24 protein-coding genes are annotated in these 19,453 nt (G+C 37.2%); 9 read left to right on the plus strand and 15 right to left on the minus strand.

The genetic code is table 11. The annotated features are described in order from the left end of the window. Nucleotides 1-12 precede the first annotated feature (12 nt). Nucleotides 13-1,824, plus strand: coding sequence for an ABC transporter substrate-binding protein (locus tag RCJ95_RS11365; protein ID WP_446722329.1), 1,812 nt, complete (start codon nt 13-15; stop codon nt 1,822-1,824). A gap of 59 nt (nt 1,825-1,883) precedes the next feature. Here the strand turns inward: RCJ95_RS11365 and RCJ95_RS11370 are convergent, their stop codons facing one another. Beyond that, nucleotides 1,884-2,465 (minus strand): phosphatidylglycerophosphatase A family protein, encoded by a 582-nt coding sequence (locus RCJ95_RS11370; protein ID WP_054549790.1) that lies wholly within the window; start codon nt 2,463-2,465, stop codon nt 1,884-1,886. Between the two features lie 113 nt (nt 2,466-2,578). Between RCJ95_RS11370 and RCJ95_RS11375 the strand changes: the two genes are divergently transcribed. The 3 genes from RCJ95_RS11375 to RCJ95_RS11385 all read left to right on the plus strand — a co-directional run bounded on the left by RCJ95_RS11375 (nt 2,579) and on the right by RCJ95_RS11385 (nt 4,329). Further along, nucleotides 2,579-3,298 carry an alpha/beta hydrolase gene (locus RCJ95_RS11375; RefSeq protein WP_054549789.1) on the plus strand — a complete coding sequence of 240 codons (720 nt, stop codon included), beginning with the start codon at nt 2,579-2,581 and terminating at the stop codon, nt 3,296-3,298. Nucleotides 3,299-3,381: 83 nt separating this feature from the next. Continuing rightward, nucleotides 3,382-3,897 (plus strand): YjcG family protein, encoded by a 516-nt coding sequence (locus RCJ95_RS11380; RefSeq protein WP_216487062.1) that lies wholly within the window; start codon nt 3,382-3,384, stop codon nt 3,895-3,897. A gap of 3 nt (nt 3,898-3,900) precedes the next feature. Further along, on the plus strand, nt 3,901-4,329 hold the full coding sequence (locus tag RCJ95_RS11385) for a GNAT family N-acetyltransferase (protein WP_221679535.1): 429 nt from the start codon (nt 3,901-3,903) through the stop codon (nt 4,327-4,329). A 120-nt stretch (nt 4,330-4,449) separates the two neighbouring features. Here the strand turns inward: RCJ95_RS11385 and RCJ95_RS11390 are convergent, their stop codons facing one another. From RCJ95_RS11390 to RCJ95_RS11415, 6 genes are all read right to left on the minus strand, one after another. Continuing rightward, nucleotides 4,450-4,698: a stage VI sporulation protein F gene (locus RCJ95_RS11390; RefSeq protein ID WP_004230969.1), complete on the minus strand. Its 249-nt coding sequence runs from the start codon at nt 4,696-4,698 to the stop codon at nt 4,450-4,452. A gap of 130 nt (nt 4,699-4,828) precedes the next feature. Beyond that, nucleotides 4,829-5,002 (minus strand): YjcZ family sporulation protein, encoded by a 174-nt coding sequence (locus RCJ95_RS11395; RefSeq protein WP_004230967.1) that lies wholly within the window; start codon nt 5,000-5,002, stop codon nt 4,829-4,831. Between the two features lie 65 nt (nt 5,003-5,067). After that, the gene (gene spoVAE, locus RCJ95_RS11400) at nt 5,068-5,427 is read right to left on the minus strand and encodes a stage V sporulation protein AE (RefSeq protein WP_370635293.1); all 360 of its coding nucleotides are present in this window, start codon (nt 5,425-5,427) and stop codon (nt 5,068-5,070) included. Nucleotides 5,428-5,443: 16 nt separating this feature from the next. Beyond that, nucleotides 5,444-6,439 carry a stage V sporulation protein AD gene (locus RCJ95_RS11405; RefSeq protein ID WP_221679532.1) on the minus strand — a complete coding sequence of 332 codons (996 nt, stop codon included), beginning with the start codon at nt 6,437-6,439 and terminating at the stop codon, nt 5,444-5,446. Further along, entirely contained in the window at nt 6,433-6,888 is a 456-nt protein-coding gene (spoVAC, locus tag RCJ95_RS11410; RefSeq protein ID WP_004230957.1) for a stage V sporulation protein AC, read from the minus strand. Before spoVAC ends, RCJ95_RS11405 begins: the two co-directional genes overlap by 7 nt. Next, complete coding sequence (locus RCJ95_RS11415) at nt 6,889-7,293, minus strand: YhcN/YlaJ family sporulation lipoprotein (RefSeq protein ID WP_255600424.1); 405 nt, start codon at nt 7,291-7,293, stop codon at nt 6,889-6,891. A gap of 133 nt (nt 7,294-7,426) precedes the next feature. Here RCJ95_RS11415 and RCJ95_RS11420 point away from each other — a divergent pair, with 133 nt between their 5' ends. Beyond that, complete coding sequence (locus RCJ95_RS11420) at nt 7,427-7,951, plus strand: CotY/CotZ family spore coat protein (RefSeq protein ID WP_004230953.1); 525 nt, start codon at nt 7,427-7,429, stop codon at nt 7,949-7,951. A 64-nt stretch (nt 7,952-8,015) separates the two neighbouring features. On the opposite strand, the gene RCJ95_RS11425 is transcribed toward RCJ95_RS11420, so the two are convergent. The 6 genes from RCJ95_RS11425 to RCJ95_RS11450 all read right to left on the minus strand — a co-directional run bounded on the left by RCJ95_RS11425 (nt 8,016) and on the right by RCJ95_RS11450 (nt 12,978). Then, nucleotides 8,016-8,417 (minus strand): hypothetical protein, encoded by a 402-nt coding sequence (locus RCJ95_RS11425; RefSeq protein ID WP_257521209.1) that lies wholly within the window; start codon nt 8,415-8,417, stop codon nt 8,016-8,018. A gap of 53 nt (nt 8,418-8,470) precedes the next feature. Continuing rightward, nucleotides 8,471-9,847: a magnesium transporter gene (gene mgtE / locus RCJ95_RS11430; protein ID WP_446722330.1), complete on the minus strand. Its 1,377-nt coding sequence runs from the start codon at nt 9,845-9,847 to the stop codon at nt 8,471-8,473. Nucleotides 9,848-10,165: 318 nt separating this feature from the next. Beyond that, nucleotides 10,166-11,101 carry an RluA family pseudouridine synthase gene (locus tag RCJ95_RS11435; RefSeq protein WP_446722331.1) on the minus strand — a complete coding sequence of 312 codons (936 nt, stop codon included), beginning with the start codon at nt 11,099-11,101 and terminating at the stop codon, nt 10,166-10,168. After that, entirely contained in the window at nt 11,076-11,870 is a 795-nt protein-coding gene (locus RCJ95_RS11440; protein ID WP_004227435.1) for an NAD kinase, read from the minus strand. The genes RCJ95_RS11435 and RCJ95_RS11440 overlap by 26 nt, the downstream gene beginning before the upstream one ends. Beyond that, nucleotides 11,867-12,538 carry a GTP pyrophosphokinase gene (locus tag RCJ95_RS11445; protein WP_004227437.1) on the minus strand — a complete coding sequence of 224 codons (672 nt, stop codon included), beginning with the start codon at nt 12,536-12,538 and terminating at the stop codon, nt 11,867-11,869. The genes RCJ95_RS11440 and RCJ95_RS11445 overlap by 4 nt, the downstream gene beginning before the upstream one ends. 56 nt (nt 12,539-12,594) lie before the next feature. Then, on the minus strand, nt 12,595-12,978 hold the full coding sequence (locus tag RCJ95_RS11450; RefSeq protein ID WP_446722332.1) for a UPF0738 family protein: 384 nt from the start codon (nt 12,976-12,978) through the stop codon (nt 12,595-12,597). A 126-nt stretch (nt 12,979-13,104) separates the two neighbouring features. On the opposite strand from RCJ95_RS11450, the gene RCJ95_RS11455 reads away from it, so the two are divergent. The 4 genes from RCJ95_RS11455 (at nt 13,105) to RCJ95_RS11470 (ending at nt 15,909) form a co-directional block, all read left to right on the plus strand. Then, nucleotides 13,105-13,692: a CYTH domain-containing protein gene (locus tag RCJ95_RS11455; RefSeq protein WP_221679525.1), complete on the plus strand. Its 588-nt coding sequence runs from the start codon at nt 13,105-13,107 to the stop codon at nt 13,690-13,692. 28 nt (nt 13,693-13,720) lie between these two features. Further along, on the plus strand, nt 13,721-14,479 hold the full coding sequence (locus RCJ95_RS11460) for a lytic transglycosylase domain-containing protein (RefSeq protein WP_446722333.1): 759 nt from the start codon (nt 13,721-13,723) through the stop codon (nt 14,477-14,479). A gap of 220 nt (nt 14,480-14,699) precedes the next feature. Beyond that, the gene (locus RCJ95_RS11465) at nt 14,700-15,107 is read left to right on the plus strand and encodes a globin domain-containing protein (protein ID WP_004227447.1); all 408 of its coding nucleotides are present in this window, start codon (nt 14,700-14,702) and stop codon (nt 15,105-15,107) included. Continuing rightward, the gene (locus RCJ95_RS11470) at nt 15,100-15,909 is read left to right on the plus strand and encodes a DsbA family protein (protein ID WP_221679521.1); all 810 of its coding nucleotides are present in this window, start codon (nt 15,100-15,102) and stop codon (nt 15,907-15,909) included. The genes RCJ95_RS11465 and RCJ95_RS11470 overlap by 8 nt, the downstream gene beginning before the upstream one ends. 387 nt (nt 15,910-16,296) lie before the next feature. Here RCJ95_RS11470 and pepF read toward each other — a convergent pair whose 3' ends face one another. Further along, entirely contained in the window at nt 16,297-18,114 is a 1,818-nt protein-coding gene (gene pepF, locus RCJ95_RS11475) for an oligoendopeptidase F (RefSeq protein WP_221679518.1), read from the minus strand. Between the two features lie 51 nt (nt 18,115-18,165). Beyond that, nucleotides 18,166-19,284 carry a competence protein CoiA gene (locus RCJ95_RS11480; RefSeq protein WP_257521207.1) on the minus strand — a complete coding sequence of 373 codons (1,119 nt, stop codon included), beginning with the start codon at nt 19,282-19,284 and terminating at the stop codon, nt 18,166-18,168. Between the last annotated feature and the right edge of the window lie 169 nt (nt 19,285-19,453).

Below are 19,453 nucleotides of genomic sequence, written 5' to 3' on the forward strand. Positions count from 1 at the left end.
TCGGAGGTAGCTATGAAGAAATTACTTGTATTTTTATTCGTTGCAGTACTAGCTTTGGCTGGCTGTGTACAAACAAAAACTGACGTAGAAGGCAGTAAAGATTCAAAAGATAGTGACAAGAGCAATGGTAAGATTGCCATTGAGGTATTAGGAATGGCAGCTTCTGAAGAAGACATGAACATTGTACGTGACCAATTAGTGAAAAATGGTTTTGATGTAAAGCTAAATATTCAACCAGATTACGGTTCTTTCTCTGCTCAAAAAGAAGCAGGTAACTATGATCTTGCTCTTTCAAGCTGGACGACAGTTACAGGGAACCCCGACTATGCTGTTCGTGGTTTATTTAAAACTGGTGGTGACTACAGTGTGGTGGCAGATTCAAAACTGGATGCGTTGATTGATGAAGCGAGTACATTGACTGGTGAAGAAGCAGCAGCGAAATATAAAGATTTAGAACAATTATTAGTATTCGATCAAGCTTATATTGCGCCTTTATATATTTCCAATAAGTATCAAGGTATCTACTCTGAACTTGTAAACCCTAAAACAGTACTTTTACCAAAATCTCGTGCACAAGTTTGGGAAAAAATAGAATTTAATGATACATCTAAAAATGCAACAGAACCTTTAATTTTACACCAAACAATCAATTCTCTTACTTCACTAGACCCGATCAAAGGGAATGATGGTTCAATCAACACATTAAACACGAATATGTATGTTCGTCTTGTTAACTTAACAGACACAGATGAAGTTGTGTCAGATGGTTCATTATCTTACAACCATGTAATGGCTGAAGGTAATCAAGAATATTACTTCATTTTACGCGATGATATCAATTTTGCAGCAGTGAAAGATGGTGCAGCTGTTGATACAGGTGAATTAGTGTCAGCTGAAGATGTAGTCTTCTCATTAAACCGTGCGAAAGACGCTAATTCAGTACCAGATCATCGTACTTACAGCATTCATGAAAACATTGAAACAGTCGAAATCGTTTCTGATTTAACTGAATTACAAAATAAAAAAGTAGCAGGCTCTGAGCAATCCGTTTTAGAAGCATTATCACAAAACCTACCTGCTTCTGTAGCGCAATTAGCAAAAGATAAAGGTGCTGTTAATAATGCAGCAGGTGCATACCAAGTTGTAAAAATTACAACACCTACCCCTTTCCCACAAGTATTAAACTATTTAGCACACCAATCTGGTGGTATCGTATCTGAAAAACAAGTTACAAGTATTAATACGTATGATGTGGCTAACTACAACCCTGACAAGGACATTGCCTATGGTGATCAAGCTACTGTAACGGAAGGTTCAGCTACATTCAATAACCAGCTATATGCAAGTGGTCCTTACATTTTAGTGAAGAAAAATGATTATGAAGCACAGTTTGTGAAAAATCCTGCTTATCGAGCTGGCAGCGAATATGAGCCAAAAATTGCTAAAATCAATGTCCGTTTTATCTCTGATGTTGATAGTGCCCTTTCTGCATTACGTAATGGTGAAATTCATGTTCTACAAACAGTACCAGAAACGAAACTGGATATTGTCAAATCAGATGCTAAATTAACATTAAATACGGCAGATAGTAATGCTGTGTCGTACCTACAAATGAATACATCTGGCCGTGCGGTTTCTGATTCAGCAGATTTACGTAAAGCAATTCTTTACTCTATTAACCAAGACGAATTCATTAGCTATTATCAAGGCAATAAAAAACCAGCTGTATCCACAGTCTCTCCATTAATTGATACTGGTTTAAAACTTGAAGCAGATAGCGAAAAAGTAAAAGAATTTGTAAAAGCATATAACGATAAAAAATAATACAAATTAGAGCCTTCTCAAAATTTGAGAAGGCTCATTTTTAATAGAAGAAACTCATTTTAAATTTCATTATGTGATTTTGGTTTTGGTCCTAGCTCTTCAGGTTCGATATCAGCGAATGTTTCGCCTTCTTCTTCTAGGTCACGCATACGATGTGCAATACGGGAAGCCGCTGAAGCAGCTATACTTCCAACCAAATCATCTAAGAATGTGTTGACATGATGTCCGGGTTCTGTATCCAGTTTTTTAATAATCCCTATTTTCTGCTTGTCTAAGTGACCAAAAGTAGTAACGGCAATGCTGCCATATGTAAATACAGATCCTAGTGCGATTGTTTCGTCTACACCAAATAAACCTTCATCTGATTCGATAATTTGTTGTAGTGGTGAAGATAATAACTTCTTTTCTGCTAATTCATCTAATTCAATTCCTACTAATAAAGCATGTTGTACTTCTCGCTTACGTAATACACGTTCAACAGAATGAACACAATGCTCTAGTGTTAAACCTTCATTATAGGTTTTTTGCATTTCGTAAACAATTTGCGCGATATCCTCTATCGCTACACCTCTACGAATTAATGCGGCTTGAGCTGCCTTTGCTACTTCGTCAGAGTGCACACGAATACTTTTATTATGCATAATTAACCCTCATTTCGATTTTTATTGCTAGTATAATGCTAGCCCAACCTATTATACCTTTACTTACGTAATATGGTACAATTTTGTTACAAACACAAGAAGGAGTGTCATCATTGGATAAGGGAACAGTACAGGATTTAACATTTTACAGTGAGTCATTACAGGAAGAATTACAGCTCTATATTTATGTTCCTGCAAATTATTCTCCACTATATAAATACAACATTTTAATCGCATCAGACGGTAAAGATTATTTCCAACTTGGTGGTATTACAAAGCTAGCTGATGAACTGATTGATGACTATGAAATCGAAAATTTAATTATTGCATTTGTTCCTTACAAAGACATAAAAGATCGACGTCATAAATATATCCCAAGCGGAGAGCAACATGAAGCCTATCTTCGCTTTTTAGCACATGAGCTAGTGCCATATTTAGATCAGGAGTATGCCACTTACCAAATGGGTATGAGTCGTGGAGTGATTGGTGACTCTATGGCTGCTACTGCTTCCTTAATGGCTGCTTTAAAGTATCCTAGCATCTTTGGCAAAGTCATACTACAATCACCTTATGTAGATGCTGATGTATTAAAGGCTGTGGAAAATTTTAAAGATCCAGGATCTATTTCTATCTACCATATCGTCGGCAAAGGCGAAGATCAGGTTGTGACAATGGATAAAACCATCAAAGATTTTCTAACACCTAATCGTCAATTGCATGATCTCATGATAAATAAAGGGTTTACTACATTTTATGACGAGTTTGATGGCAATCATACATGGAAATATTGGAAACCAGACCTTCGACGTGCATTAATTGAAAATTTCAATTAATATTAGGCGATTCAAATTACGAAAACTGAAATTTCTGTTATACTTAATTAGAAAAATTGTTTATTTTCGGGAGGTAATGGACTATGAAGTACGGTATTGTGGCATTTCCATCAAAAAAATTGCAAGATTTAGCGAATACTTATCGCAAACGATACGATCCTCATTATGCAAAGATTACACCGCATATGACATTAAAGGACAGCTTCGATGCGTCTGAAGAAGAGATTCAAACCATCGTCAAGCAATTAGATGAACTTGCTGCTAAATATGCACCTTTAAACATTCATGCATCTCGCATTAGTTCGTTTTTCCCTACAACAAATGCGATTTACTTCCGCATTGAACCAACAGAACAATTAGCAGCATTCCAACACGATCTTCAAGAAAAAATCCCTTATGGGGAAATGAAGCATGTATTTGTTCCACACATTACAATCGCTCAAAAAATGTCAGATTCAGAGCATGATGACATTTTTGGTCAATTACGCATGACAGGCGTTGATGAAAAAGATACAATTGATCGCATTCATCTTTTATATCAATTAGAAGATGGTTCATGGACAACTTACGAAACATTCCGTTTGTCTGGAGCTGAGTAATTGTTGCATAACGTTAAAATTGTTGAAACAAAGCAAGAACACGATGATGCCTTTGCTATTCGCAAAAAAGTATTTGTTGAAGAGCAAGGTGTTCCGCTTCATCTAGAATGTGATGCTGAGGATGCAACTGCAACACATTTCATTATGTATGATAACGATGAGCCTGTAGGAGCAGCACGTTTACGTAGTATTGACAACAATACAGCTAAAATTGAGCGTGTTTGTATTTTGCAATCCCAACGCGGGAAAAAATTAGGCGCTTTAATTATGAAGGAAATGGAGAAGCATGCCATTTCTATCAATAAAAAAACCTTAAAACTTCATGCACAAAGCTATGCAATTCCCTTTTACGAAAAGCTAGGCTTTACAGCTACCTCGCCTGAGTTTATGGATGCAGGTATTCCACACCGTGCTATGGAGAAGAATATTTAATGAAAGGGTGTTACGATATTTATAATGTCGTAACACCCCTTTTTTATGAGACGAATTCGCTTGCCACCATTTATCTACTCTATCGTAACAAGCTGCATTGCCAAGTAGATATGCCATGCGCTACTTCATCATTCTAGTGATTTTATCGAAATCTAGTGATGCTCCATCTTGAATAATAGATTGTACTAATTTATCTTCTAACTCTTGCGTAATCGATCTGTTAGATATTTTAGCAACACGTCGTACAATTTTTCTTACTTGTTTTTCACTTGTAAAATCCGCATGTTGAATGGCATTGGCTAATGCGAAGATTTCATCCATCGATACACCTGTTTTTTGCTCAATCGAATTAAAAAACGAGCGATGCATGTTTTCCCTCCTATCATTAAAACTCAAAATGACCTTGCGTCTTGCACGAAACATTTCGCAAATGGTGGAGGCCTTAACTTTATTTAGAATATCCTAAATAAAAGCTAAAGCCTTTATTATGTTCATCAAATTAGATGTAAGTAGCGCCAACAATAATTAATAGAATGAATAGTACAACAATTAGAACAAATGTAGAACCATAACCATAGTTGTTGTTGCCTCCAGAGTATCCTCCGCAGTAGCTATTGTTCCACCCACCAACGTTATTTCCGTACGGTTGTGAGCCCCAGCCTTGGTATCCCATAAAAGCACCCCTCCCTTCTACAACCTATAATATGTTTCGGTCGTAAAAATGGGAGGGGTATTCGTCTAGTCAATATTCCCTTTTGGTCTAAATATTAAGGCACCAATAAAGCCAAACACAATAGCAGCACTAATTCCTGAGCTTGTTACTTCGAACATGCCTGTTAATACGCCAACAAGTCCATGTTTTTCTGCCTCCGCCAGGGCACCATGTGTTAATGAATTCCCGAAGGATGTAATGGGCACTGTCGCCCCTGCTCCAGCAAAATTTATTAATGGCTCATATAAGCCCATACCATCCAAAATCGAACCTACAACCACTAACGTACTTAGTGTATGGCCCGGTGTTAAATTGCCAACATCCATTAATAATTGACCTATGACGCAAATAATACCTCCAACAATAAATGCAAATACAAAAGTCATAACCATGTTTTTTGCCTCATTTCATCGTAATTTCTATCGCATGTGCTGTACATGGAATCGTCTCGCCTTGCTGATAGGATAGCGGAGATAATAACGCTCCCGTTGCTACTAGTAATACTCGCTTATAGCTCCCTGCACGCATTTGTTGAATAACATAACTAAAAAAAACAGCTGCCGAACAGCCTGCTCCACTTGCACCAGATTGGAATGCTTGATCCTGTCCATAAAATTCAGCACCTGCATCACGTAATAACGTGAGCTCTTCATTTTTCACGCCATTTTCCACAAGCATTCCTTTCAATAGCTTTAAGCCAAGCTGTCCCAAATCGCCTGTTAAAATTAAATCGTAATGATAAATTTTTTGATTTCTCTGTTGTAAATGAGATTGAATCGTCTGAAAAGCAGCAGGTGCCATTGCAGCACCCATGTGGAAAGGATCATCCATACCATAGTCAACGGACTTACCAATTGTTGCCGCTTCTATAGAAGGATACTCCTCGCGATGCTTCCCAATTAGCGCATAACCAGCAGCAGTTACTGTCCATTGAGCTGTTTGTGGTTTTTGTGCGCCATAATTGATGGGGTAACGAAACTGGCGTTCAATTGCATTATGTTGACTAGAGGCACCTGCTAATGAAAAATTAGCAGCTCCTAACTCAGTTAACAGGCATGCAATAATAACTGAAGATACGGATGTGGCACATGCCGAGAATAGTCCAATAAAAGGGATTTCTAAATCCCTAGCGGCAAAATTAGTTGGTGTCATTTGGTTGACTAAATCTCCGCCCATTAAATAATTGATATCACCTTTTTGTACGCCCATTTTTTTCATAGCAAATTCACAGGCCTCTTCGATCATTTTACGATGTCCCTGTTCATTTGTTTTCATTTGCCAACGTTCATCATCATACACAGAGTCAAAATATTGACTAAAAATACTCCTATTTTCTAATGGACCTACTACCACTCCACCTGCTAAAAGAGAGGGCTTCGATTGAAAAACAATTACCATGAAACCACTCCTATCGTTACGAGGATATATTTAATGAGCGCTACAAAAAATGCTGACACTACACCAAATAAAACAACTGATCCTGCTAATTTAAATAAATTTCCGCCGACTCCCAATACTAGCCCTTCAGAACGATGCTCGATAGCTGCCGAAATAACAGCATTCCCAAAGCCTGTTACTGGAACTGCCGATCCAGCCCCAGCAAATTGACCAATTCTTTTATAAAGGCCAAGACCTGTTAATATCATGGCGAAAAATACCATCGTTGCAACAGTTGGATTTCCTGCTGTTGCCTCTGTAAAATTGAAGAAAATAATATAAAAAAGAGACACAGCTTGACCAATTGCACAAATAAAACCGCCAACGAAAAAGGCTTTTGCTACATTCTTTAAATAAGGGGGCTTTGGTGTAACATTTTGCTCTAACTGTTGATATTGCTCTTTTTCCATTTATGTCTCCTCCTTTGCAAGCTCTTTTAGTTCTGTAATTTTATCGCTCAATTTAGTATCTTCCATCTGATCCTTTTTTATTTTATTGGCTTCATAAAAAATTTTGTAATCAGCGGAGACAAACACATCTTTGTTTGGATATTTCTCTTCAAATTTCTTTTGCAATTTTTTCTCTAACTTAGTTTTTTTCCACTTTTCCCATGGTTTAATTTGTACTGCAATCAGCATACTATCGTCATATTGGATAACCGTTGAGCGATCAACATAGTCTTCTTCTTTTATAAGGGCTTCTACTTCACTTTCATTTTGTGGAGACCCATAGACGATAAATTTTTCCTTTTCAGCACAACCATTCAACAGCGATAAAACAACTAAGAGTGGTAACGTCATTCCTAGTAGCCTCAAGTTTTACCCTCCTTTTCTTTACAGTTTCTCCACACATAAAAAAACTATTCATTCAAAGAAATACACAAAAGCCCGAGTCCAGTTTTCAAAAGTACATATTGTAGAAGTAGTAACAAGGAAAGGGGGTGACAATATGGGTTGTGGTAAGCCAACAAATCCTATTGGACCAATCCATTCAGCAGGCTGCGTTTGTGACGTAGTTCGCGCTATTTTAGATATTCAAAATCAAGCGGTGCGAGATGAGTGTTCTCCATGTACAGCAAACTGTTTCTTAGAGCCACTAGGTGGGATTGTTAGTCCTGCACGCTCACAAGCAGATACACGTGTTTTCATGTTAATTACAAAAGATGGTACTCCTTTCAAAGCATTCTTTAACTCTCCAACAGCAGATCCTTGTATTTGTACATCCGTATTCTTCCGCGTAGAAGATATGTTTGATGAATGTTGTGCTACTTTACGTGTTTTAGAGCCATTATGTACATTTGACTCTAGTGAAAGTACAGTAGACTTACTAAGCAAAGACGGTTGTTGTATCAACATGAAGAAAATCTGTAAAGTAGATGACTGGAGCTCAACAGATAGCTGTATTACTGTGGATTTATCTTGCTTCTGCGCTGTACAATGTATCGCTGATGTTGACTTAGGGATTTGTGACTAATTCTTTCACCTTTGACACACACACATAAAAAAAAGTGTACAGCATCCTCTGCTGTACACTTTTTTTATAAAGTTGGCAATTTTCTTCCGCGCCAAAGTATTTGCTGTATATCTTCAAAATGAATGATTTCCTGTATTTTTAATTCTAATGATGTGAGCATTAAAGAATCATTCTGTACATCTGAAGCTGTCCCAGTTAATTTTCTACCATCTTTTAAACAAACTAATAATGGCTGATAGGCTCTCTGACGAAATGGTTTTTCTAAAAATTGGAGCTGTTTCAGTAAATAAGGATCTATTTGTACATCATCTACTGTCTCATTTTTTTCTTCAACTATTTGCTCATCGAACATATTGTCCTTCACATAGACAGATGTACTTTCATCCAAATCAAGTTCATGTAACACCTTAGAAATATTTAAAAAATATGATGGTGATTTTATAAACAAGCGTGGTTCTTGATCCACTTTACTCACTTCCCTTTTTTCCATACAATATGCGAAAGTAAGCAAATTGGTTCTTAGCCTATTTGGCTTAAGAAAACTGTCGCTAAGCCCAAATAAATTAAAATACTTGTAATATCATTTAAAGTAGTAATAAAGGGTCCTGATGCAACAGCAGGGTCTATTTTTAGTCGATGCATTAACAATGGAATAAATGAACCAGCTAAAGTCGCCACTAAAATAGAGCCACAAAGTGCTGCCCCTACTAACATACCTAGGACAAGTTCATGTTTCCAAAAATAAACGATCCCAATAACAATTAATCCACAAACAATGCCTGACATTAAGCCAGTACCTGCTTCACGTAATAGTAACTTAAATTTACTATGTTCTTCTACATCACCTGTTGCAATCCCTCGAATCGCCACGGCCAATGCCTGTGTTCCACTATTACCTGAAGTTCCTGAAATTAATGGAATAAAGACGGCTAGTAAGGCAACCTTATCTAAAGTATCCTCAAATTGCCCCATTAGGTTAGCTGTTAACATACCTAGAAACAGTAGAACTACTAGCCAAGGCAAACGTTTTTTAGCCGCTTGGAATGGTGTTACATCAAATTTATCCATATCCGAAATACCGGCTAATTTAGAGTAATCCTCAGAAGCCTCTTCATCAATAACATCAATAATATCGTCAATCGTGATAATGCCAAGTAATTCTCCTTTATCATCAATAACAGGTGTCGCTAAGAAATTATAATCCTTCATAATTTGCGCGACTTCTTCTTGGTCATCGCCTACATGTACCATCACGACACGCTCATTCATAATAGAACGAATAAGTGTATCCTCGTCAGCAATGATTAAGTCTCGTAACGATATAACACCCGTTAGACGATGTTCTTCATCCACTACAAAAATATAATAAACAGTTTCTGCATCTGGTGCCTCTTTACGCAATATGGCCATAGCTGAACGAACTGTTGAATTTTCTGGTATAGCGACATATTCAGTGGTCATGATAGAACCAGCAGTATATTCATCGTAGCTTAGTAGTTCATTAATATCTTCTGCCGCTTCTTCATCCATCATTTCTAAATAGCTTTCACGCTGTGCTGTATCCAGTTCATTTAAGACATCTGCCGCATCATCTGCGTACATATGAGATAGCATTTCTGCACCGTATGATTGATCCATTTCAGCCAGATATGCTTTATACTCATCATCTTCAATATCGATTGCCTCAAAAATATCAGCCATTTCTGTCGGAGACAAGAACGAATAGATGATTTTCCTTATATCAGGTTCCACCTTTTCATAAAACGTTGCCTGATCATATGGATGAAGTTCTAAAAACTCATCACGAAATGCTTCAATATTATGTGCTTCTAGCATTTCTCGTAGATGTGCCTCATCAAATTGCACATCATCCTTTTCATTTCTTTCCTCTATCATGCTTGTCCCCTCCTTCCGAGCTTTCAATCATTTTACGGGCAATGCCTGCCGTAAATCTACCTTCTATATAATAGAGTGTAATGTACCTTTTCTGCAAACTCTTTTTTAAGTTATTATTTATGAGCAAATGGGCAGATTTTTATAAATTTCAATATTACGCCTAAAATCCTGACGATTCTATTTTACTATACCTTACCTTTGTCACTTTGTTATGAATAAGGTGTAAAAATAATCTACTTCTCTAATACGCAGCTTAACCTAAATCAAAAAATGATAAGGAGATGCTCGTTTGCGCGAACACCTCCTTTTATCAAAAATTTATGCAGAAGATTCCTTCAGTAATCTTTGCATGTCTTCATTTAGCATACTTGTAAAGTGTAATGGCACACTTGTTAAAGGATGCTCCATACTTAAAGATACACAATGTAATGCTTGTCGATCAATTTGAAGACGACTACCACCATAAAGGTCATCCCCCACAATTGGATGTCCAAGATACGACATATGCACGCGAATTTGATGTGTACGACCTGTATGCAGTTGAAGTCGTACATGTGTCATTGGTTCAGCACCCAGTGAAAAACGCTTCAGAACCTTTACATCCGTATGTGCATATTGCCCATCTTCCCGTACTTCTCTTTCAATAATACTACCTTCTTTACGACCAATCGGAGCTATAATCGATTGAAAGTTTTGTTCGATATGTCCATGTACAATGGCTTCATATTGTCTTGAAATCTCTCTCTTACGCTGAGCAAGCCCTGTTAAATGATGAATATGAGCATGCTTAGCTATGCACAGTAAACCTGATGTATCTCGGTCTAGCCTTGTAACAATATGAGCCGTAGAGGCCAATCCTTGTTTCTGAAAATAGCCACAAACTAAATTTGCAATGCTGTTGGTTGGATGCTCTCGTGAGGGTATCGTACTTTGATGAGCTGGTTTGTTGAGCACTAAGATGGCATCGTCTTCATATACAATGGTCAAATCCCCATGCTCAATAGCAAGCCCTTCACTTTTTTCTTCGGGAGGAAACGTTACTTTCACACAATCTCCAACTTGCAGGATATGTCTCACATTACGTTCGACATCATTCACAGTCAACATGCCACCATCAAACTTAATAGCTGTTAGAGCTCGCTTAGAAATACGCCACTCTTGAAGTGCCTCTCGTAATAATTGGCCATTTTTCTTCGCCTCAAATTGTAATGTAAATCTTGTATCCACGTTATTCATTTGCAACAAATGATTCATGCACTCGCTCCCAAAATGGGAATGGTCGGAAACGGGCAAAACGTACTCTTTCATTGGCTACATTAAACGCTATGGCTTTCACATCACCTTGAGTAATTTGCAAGTGATCAACAGTCATATTAAAATTTTGTTCATTTACAGGACGCAATACACAATGATGGTGTGCTGGCAAGATTAATGGCGATCCTACCGTCCTGAAAACGCGGTTATTAATTGAGGCAATTTCAGTGACTTGGAGTGCCGCTAGTGTAGGATGTATGATGGCTCCACCTAGTGCTTTATTATAAGCCGTACTACCCGAAGGAGTGGATACACAAAGACCATCGCCACGGAATCGCTCAAATTGATTGCCATTTAACTCAACATCCATCACAAGCGTAACATCTGGCGATTTGACGGTTGCTTCGTTTAAAGCAAGATACGTATTGGATTCGGCATTATGATGCTCTACCCTTACTTCCAGCAGTGGATATTCCACAACATTAAAATCCTTTTTAGCAATGGACAAAACTAATTTTTCTAATTCAGATGGTTTCCAATCCGCATAAAATCCTAAATGCCCTGTATGGATACCAACGAAGGCTACCTGGTCTAATAAATGAGAGTATCGATGAAAGGCATGCAATAGTGTGCCATCTCCTCCAATCGAAACAACAATTTCTGGCGTCTCTTCATCATAGGTCAAGCCAAAATCCTGTAAATAGGTTTTAGCAAGTTCCATCAGCTCGTTGGATTGTGCATCTCTACGTGATTGAATCGAAAATTTCATTGTGCGTCACGCTCCTTCTCCGTTAGTAAATTAGGATTCGATGCTTCTTTATATTCGCTAAAGTAGGCCTGTGCCTCTTGAATTTCACTACGAATGGATGACATTTCCTCATCCAACCGAAATGCTGCCTCCGCAGCACTTTGCAAGCGATTCTTAATTTCTTCTGGGAACATCCCCTTATATTTATAATTTAAAGAATGCTCTATTGAAGCCCAGAAATTCATAGCTAGTGTTCGGATTTGTATTTCCGCTAATACTACTTTTTTTCCTTGAATTGTTTCAACAGGATACTCCACTATCATATGGTAGGAGCGATAACCACTAGGCTTATTATGTGTAATATAATCGCGTTCTTCCACTACACGCATATCTTTTCGCTGACGAATTAGCTCAGTTACCGTTGAAATATCATCAACAAATTGACACATAATCCGAAGGCCAGCAATATCGCCAAGTTCGTCACCAAGTTGTTTAGAAGGCTCAAAAGCTAGTCCTTTTTCTAACGTTTTGTCATATATACTTGCTAAAGGCTTGACACGTCCTGTGACAAATTCAATTGGCGAATTGGCATTAACAATACCAAATTGCGAACGCATGCCCTTTAATTTTACTTTTAATTCGTCTACTGCTTGTTTATAAGGACTTAAAAAAATTTCCCATTGTCCCATTGTAAAAACCTCCCGACAATCGGTATCGAACACCACCGTCTGTTCGTTTTGTCTTTCTATTCAGCGAGAATAGCCTTGAAGTGTTGTTCCACTGCTTGGACAAATTCTGCCCCATAATTGTAATTTCCTTCAATATTATACACGAGCATTTCTAATTCCTCGTAGAAATTTGTCAGTTCGATCACTTCTTCACCTATTCGTAGCAGTGGATTTTTCCCTTTTTGTAAAATATGTACAAGATTCTCCCAACTACTCGGTGGAAAACGCAAGTAATGATAGTCTTCACCTGCATCAAGTAAATAAATGAATGCAAAATCATCTGAATCTGCAATGAGTTGTCCAGCAGGTTTTAACTGTAAATTTACTTCATTGTCGTTTAAACTAAAATGAAGTTGACCCTGTTCAAAATTCGATGTATCTATTGTATAAATTTTACGCACATGCGGTTCCCCTTTTCGTTGTACTCTTCCTCTTATTTTAGCACACAGGGTAAATAGTTGCAGTGTGTAAATATTAATTCGAGCGAAACAACGGATGAAAAATAAAAAATAAATAGGTGACTATAAATGACACAAGAAATTGAGATTGAATTTAAAAATCTATTAACAAAACAGCAATACGAGGAATTATTACAAGAGTTCCACATTAGCCAAAATGCTATTCATCGTCAAGCAAATCATTATTTTGACACACCTAATCAAGCTATTCGCAAACTACAAAGTGGGCTTCGTATTAGACAAATTGGTGATTATTACGAATGTACGCTCAAAGAAAAAAACACTGAGCATGCTCACCTTGAAACGACGGATGAAATAACAGCAATAGAGGCGCAACAAATGTTAGATGGCAAGGGATTTTATGCTCAAGAGGTAAGTAAAAGATTAGCTCTTCATAACATTCCTTTAGAACAATTGCATGTATTTGGTACTCTCACTACAGATCGTGTCGAAATTCCCTACAAAGAGGGACTTCTTGTTTTTGATCATTCTTTCTATTTGCAGTGCGACGATTATGAGGTAGAATATGAAGCAAAAGATGCAATAAAAGGAAATATAATTTTCGACGAATTTTTACAACAATATGGTATTGATAAGCAACCAACTGATAAAAAAATTGCTCGTTTTATGAAGGCACTAAAAGCACAAAATTTATAAAAGTAGAAAAAGGAAGGTGTCTGACTCCTTGGATATTCAATCATTCAAATCTTTACTAGAAATTCGAGCTCTGCAAACACTTGGATCTAGCGAAAGTTCACCCACAGACAATGAGTCTATTTTTTCTGACATGATTAACGAATTATTAGGAGAAACTTCGACAGCAAGTAATGCTAAATTATCAAGCTTGCTTGCTACAGGAACAGCAAATAATTCAAATTTCATCAATGAATTGGCTACTTTGGAGCAAAGTCCATTAGAATCATTACTTTACAAAGGCTCTAATGCTGTGTTTATACCTGAATCAGTCAAACAAGCTTTAGCAAACACATATGCTACTAACAAACTTGATTCCTATGTTTCAGACGATGTATTAGGCTCTACAGCATATGCCAATTCACTAGCAGGATCAAATGAGTATACTGCCATTATTGAAAAAGCGGCCGCTACTTATCAGATACCCGCGAAGCTTATCGCAGCAGTTATTAAACAAGAATCTAATTTTAATCCAACTGTAGTAAGCCATGCGGGGGCGCAAGGTTTAATGCAACTCATGCCCAAAACAGCACAATATTTGGGTGTGACTAACGCTTTTGATCCAGAGCAGAATATTATGGCTGGTGCAAAATATTTGCGTCAAATGCTCGATAAGTTTAATAATGACCCTACACTAGCATTAGCAGCTTATAATGCTGGCGCATCTCGTGTTACAAAATATGGAGGGATCCCTCCTTTCAAAGAAACACAGAATTATGTCAAAAAAGTGATGAATTACTTTACAGTGTAATCGCATCTTTCTTGTTATCTATGTCACTTCCAACAAATTTCACCCATAGTGGTGAAATTTGTGCTTTTGTAGCGAACAGCAATTCGAAAGAGCTCTTTGTTTGTGTTAACGAAAAGACGTTGATAGAATGAAGGTAGTCACAAGAATTTCACAATTTGATGAGGATGAAGTATACAATATGGTACTTTACGATATAAAGAATTAAAGGAGCATATAACTTATGAGTCGAAAATACACTGTTCCTTATGAGGAGCTGGGAGCTGAAAAACTGTCAGAACTCATTCATGCGTTCTATAAAAGAGTTGCTCAGCATCCTGATCTTATTCCAATCTTTCCAAAGGATTTAACAGAAACAGCCCGTAAACAAATTCAATTTCAAACACAGTATTTAGGGGGACCAAATCTTTTTACTGAGGAGCATGGTCATCCGATGATGCGTGCACGTCACATGAATTTTCCTATTACACCTGACCGCGCTCAAGCTTGGCTAGAGTGTATGTCAGAAGCAATGGATGAGGTAGGTTTGGAAGGGAAGTTCCGTGAAACTTATTATCAACGTTTAGTATTAACAGCTCATCACATGGTTAATACGCCAAATGACGATGAGGGGGAATTGTTACGTGAATAATATTCAAATGTTGCAAGAGCCAACGCCAACGATTTCTACTGCAAACAAGCCAATTGAATTGTATATTTTCGTAGATCCACTTTGCCCTGAAGCTTTCAGTATGCAAGCAACTCTTCGTAAATTACAGCTTGAATACAACCATTACTTCACATGGCGCTTTGTTTTAAGTACAGAACTTACTTCTTTAAATTGCTTAAGTAAACGTGTCAAAGGCTGTATTTCAGGAATCGAACTTGATATAAATCATCCTGTTTTACCTTCTATCGCTATTAAAGCAGCTGAATTACAGGGGAAACGTGCAGGTGCACGTTATTTATCGAAACTACAAGAATACGTATTATTAAGTCATCAAGATGTAAACTCCTATGCAACGCTTTTAAAAATAGCTGAGGATGTTCAACTCGATATGAATGAGTTTACTGTTGACTTTGGTTCAAAGGAGGCAGCACGTGCTTTCCAATGCGATTTATATATTAAACGCGAAATGGAAGTAGAAGAAGTACCAAGTATCGTATTTTTCAATGAATGTATTGAAGATGAGGGACTAAAAGTTAGTGGTAGCTATTCCTATGAAGTTTATGAACATATTTTACAAGAAATGCTGAGCGAACAGCTTGTCCGTCAGCCTTTACCATCAATAGAGGACTTATTTTCTAAATTCCATACTCTTTCTACAAATGAAATAGCTTTTATCTATTCATTAACAGAGCAAGCAGCAGAGCGTGAACTAAAGAAACGTATGCTGCAACAAAAGATCGAACGAATCCAGACTACTCACGCTACGTTATGGCGTCTTAAATAATATAATAAAAGGGACTCCAATCATCATGATGGAGTCCCTTTTTCAAGATAACGCAAAATACAAAGAAGCGCCTCTATCCTCGACCGATAGAGACGCTTCTTTTTCACAAAGGGGATGGGAGAAATGTTCACGTTCAAACAAAGGGGTGTATGTTTGTTTTGTGATTTATTTCACAAGAATTACTCTATCATGGAATAATATATTTAGCAATGAAACCAATACTAGATTCACAAATTTGTCAAATAGAAAGCGATTACAAACAGTATTTTTCCAAGATGCACACTTTTAAACTATTTAGAAATCAAAAAAAAACATTATTCTTCCCTTTCAATTTATGGTGTTTATAAAAAGAATTGGGCTATAGGAACATTCCTATAGCCCAATTAATTAGTTATTTAACAATAATTTTTCTAATTCATTTAAACGTTCTTCAAATACTTTACAAGCATCTTCAATTGGCTTAGCTACGTTCATATCAACGCCTGCTGCCTTTAATACCTCAATAGGGAAATCAGAGCATCCCGCTTTTAAGAAGTTATTAATATAACGTTCTACAGCTGGTGCACCCTCCTCTAATATTTGTTTACTTAATGCTGTAGCGGCTGATTTACCAGTCGCATACTGATAAACATAGTAATTATAGTAGAAGTGTGGAATACGAGCCCATTCTAAGCCGATTTCCTCATCTACCACCATATCATCACCGAAGTACTTTTTGTTTAATTCATAGTAAACTTCTGTTAAACGATCTGCTGTCAAGGATTCACCATTCTTATCCATTTGATGAATAAGATGTTCGAACTCCGCAAACATTGTTTGTCTAAATACAGTACTTCTGAAGCCATCTAGCCAATGGTTTAATAAGTATATTTTTTGTTGTGGATCATCAATTGTTTTCAGTAAATAGTCATTTAATAACTCTTCATTGCAAGTAGAAGCGACCTCTGCCACAAAAATAGAATAGTCTCCATAAACAAATGGCTGGTTGTTGCGTGAATAATAACTATGAACACTATGGCCAAATTCATGTGCTAATGTAAATAGATTGTTCACATTGTCCTGCCAATTCATTAAAATATAAGGATTTGTACCATAGGCGCCTGAAGAATAGGCTCCACTACGCTTCCCTTTATTTTCTAAAACATCGACCCAACGGTTATCCAGTCCATTTTGAACGATGCTTTGATATTCCTCCCCTAATGGAGCTAAAGCTTTTACTAAAATATCTTTCGCTTCATCATAAGAGACCTTCATTTCCACCTCTTTAACTAGTGGCGCAAATAAGTCCCACATATGCAATTCATCTACACCCAATAATTTCTTACGCAACGAAATATAACGTTGCATAGCTGGTAAGTGCTTATGAATTGTTTCCACCAGCTGATCATAAACATTTTCAGGAATGAAGTTATTAGACATGGCAGCGTGGCGTGCAGAATCATAATGACGAATTCGAGCACTTACATTATGCTTCTTCACATTACCAGTTAGCGTAGCCGAGAACGTATTTTTAAACTTGCCATACGTTTCGTACATCGCTTTAAATGCGCCTTCACGTACAGAGCGATCCTTGCTCTCTAAAAACTTTATATAATTACCATGCGTAAGTTGTACCTCTTCTCCCTCTTCATTTTTCACATGAGGGAATACCATATCGGCATTGTTTAACATGCTGAATGTATTCGAAGCTGTACCTGTCACCTCAGACATTTGCGCTAGCAATGCCTCCTGTTCGGCTGGTAATACATGTGGACGTGCCATTGTAATTTCTTTTAAAGATTGTTTATATAGTTGTAGGTCTTGATTTTCTGTTAAGTAGCGTTCAATCGTTTCTTCACTTAATGTCAGAATTTCTGGCGTTAAATAGGAAAGGCCAGCTGAGATACTCGTTGCCAATGTTTGAATACGGCTGTTCATATCTTGATAAAAGCTATTTGTCGTATCTTGATCATAGCGCATATGAGCATATGTGTAGAGCTTCATTGCACGTTCATATATATGATCATGATACTGCAAAGCTGCTAATAATGCCTCTGCCCCATTATTTAAAGTACCTGCATAGCTAGGTGCTTGTTTAGCAAGCTCTGCAACCTCCTTCAATTCCTCTTCCCAAGCTGCATCTGTTGCAAAGATGTCTTCTAAGCGCCATGTTAATTCTTCTGGTACTTCTTTTCTAACCAAAACCTGATTACTGTTACTAGCCATATATGCCAGCCCCCTTTATATGTGCTTTTTTCCTTTTACTCTCATATTTTCTCAGTATATTGTGGCAATTGCAAATAAATGTACATAGACTTGCTCACAATTATCTAGTAAACCATCCTCATGTTGCATACGCTTAAGAAGATACCCATAATTTTGAATAGCTCTTAGTGCTTGTTCGGTTACTTCTAGCTGATACTTGCATAAAAAGTTTTCCATCTGCCCCTTTGTTAATTCAAATGGAAGACGTCCTAATTGTTTACTAAAATAAAACAGCAGTATTTGCCATTCGCTCGTAAACAAAGGGATAGCTGCTCCTTCTTTCACTGGAATTCCAATGTATGGTGGCAGAGCAGTAAGAGAAAGATTTAATTCATAGCAATTACGTAAAAATGGATCTTGTACTCCCTTCTTGCTATGTAAAAGACGATTAAACGCAAATTGCCTACAAGTCTGTTTATAGAGCTGCCAATAGCGTTGAAATTCTTCTTGAGTAATACGTTGAGGTCTATAAAAAGGAAAATGTTGTTGATCGATCGGAATTTTCTGTACTTTACCTATGAAAGTATGCCCGTGAACATGAAGAAGATTCGTCCAATAAATAAATTGGGCTGTCACCGCGTTGTACGTCAGTAAATATGGTAAATCCGTTGTTGTTATAAACGCTTTTTGCAGCAGTGGAGAGATTCTAATTTTTCTGATGCCATTGACGGCGTCTTTGCTTTGGGGAGTTTGAAAAAGCCAAATTGCTTGTATATCGTTTCTTTCATAGCCCATTGTTCGTTGGTGCCATTTTTCATGAGAGATTGTACTACATTGAAATTCAACTGCAAACTGCTCCTTATCGCGTGTAACAAGCAAATCTGGGCGCTGAGAAAGCTCCTTTAAATATGGTTCTAGTTCCACCTGATGTCCATGCTTTTGGAGCCACTCATATAATTGCACTTTACCTTGTAAATGTAATTTAGATTCACCTTCTGCGAATAGCTGTGAACATTGATTTTTTGTGAAGTGAGCAAAGTGGGGAATATTATAGTTACCTATTTTCAATTGAACTTGTTCTAAACATTGAGGACAATAAAATTTCATGTGCCGCCTATATTGCTGTAAAGCTTTCCTCGTATATTGATAGGGGAGAAATAATTGCTGTTGATTGTTATAGGCAATCAGCATAGTATCAGCTCCTTTTTAGTCAACTATAATAGAATGGATTTTCACAAACAAAAATAAAGCAGTTTTTTCTTGAAATTTTAAAAATGCGCTCTTATTTAAAACTCTGCGATGTTGAAAACATAAAAAAGGACTGTAGCGAAACTCGATTCATTTACGAGTTTCACTACAG

The organism is Lysinibacillus sp. BSL11, from assembly GCF_052928325.1.

Coding starts and splice junctions, on each gene's coding strand:
- RCJ95_RS11365 (WP_446722329.1), top strand. CDS start 13: ATGAAGAAATTACTTGTATTTTTATTCGTTGCAGTACTAGCTTTGGCT.
- RCJ95_RS11370 (WP_054549790.1), bottom strand. CDS start 2,465: ATGCATAATAAAAGTATTCGTGTGCACTCTGACGAAGTAGCAAAGGCA.
- RCJ95_RS11380 (WP_216487062.1), top strand. CDS start 3,382: ATGAAGTACGGTATTGTGGCATTTCCATCAAAAAAATTGCAAGATTTA.
- RCJ95_RS11390 (WP_004230969.1), bottom strand. CDS start 4,698: ATGCATCGCTCGTTTTTTAATTCGATTGAGCAAAAAACAGGTGTATCG.
- RCJ95_RS11395 (WP_004230967.1), bottom strand. CDS start 5,002: ATGGGATACCAAGGCTGGGGCTCACAACCGTACGGAAATAACGTTGGT.
- spoVAE (WP_370635293.1), bottom strand. CDS start 5,427: ATGACTTTTGTATTTGCATTTATTGTTGGAGGTATTATTTGCGTCATA.
- RCJ95_RS11405 (WP_221679532.1), bottom strand. CDS start 6,439: ATGGTAATTGTTTTTCAATCGAAGCCCTCTCTTTTAGCAGGTGGAGTG.
- spoVAC (WP_004230957.1), bottom strand. CDS start 6,888: ATGGAAAAAGAGCAATATCAACAGTTAGAGCAAAATGTTACACCAAAG.
- RCJ95_RS11420 (WP_004230953.1), top strand. CDS start 7,427: ATGGGTTGTGGTAAGCCAACAAATCCTATTGGACCAATCCATTCAGCA.
- mgtE (WP_446722330.1), bottom strand. CDS start 9,847: ATGATAGAGGAAAGAAATGAAAAGGATGATGTGCAATTTGATGAGGCA.
- RCJ95_RS11435 (WP_446722331.1), bottom strand. CDS start 11,101: ATGAATCATTTGTTGCAAATGAATAACGTGGATACAAGATTTACATTA.
- RCJ95_RS11440 (WP_004227435.1), bottom strand. CDS start 11,870: ATGAAATTTTCGATTCAATCACGTAGAGATGCACAATCCAACGAGCTG.
- RCJ95_RS11445 (WP_004227437.1), bottom strand. CDS start 12,538: ATGGGACAATGGGAAATTTTTTTAAGTCCTTATAAACAAGCAGTAGAC.
- RCJ95_RS11455 (WP_221679525.1), top strand. CDS start 13,105: ATGACACAAGAAATTGAGATTGAATTTAAAAATCTATTAACAAAACAG.
- RCJ95_RS11465 (WP_004227447.1), top strand. CDS start 14,700: ATGAGTCGAAAATACACTGTTCCTTATGAGGAGCTGGGAGCTGAAAAA.
- pepF (WP_221679518.1), bottom strand. CDS start 18,114: ATGGCTAGTAACAGTAATCAGGTTTTGGTTAGAAAAGAAGTACCAGAA.
- RCJ95_RS11480 (WP_257521207.1), bottom strand. CDS start 19,284: ATGCTGATTGCCTATAACAATCAACAGCAATTATTTCTCCCCTATCAA.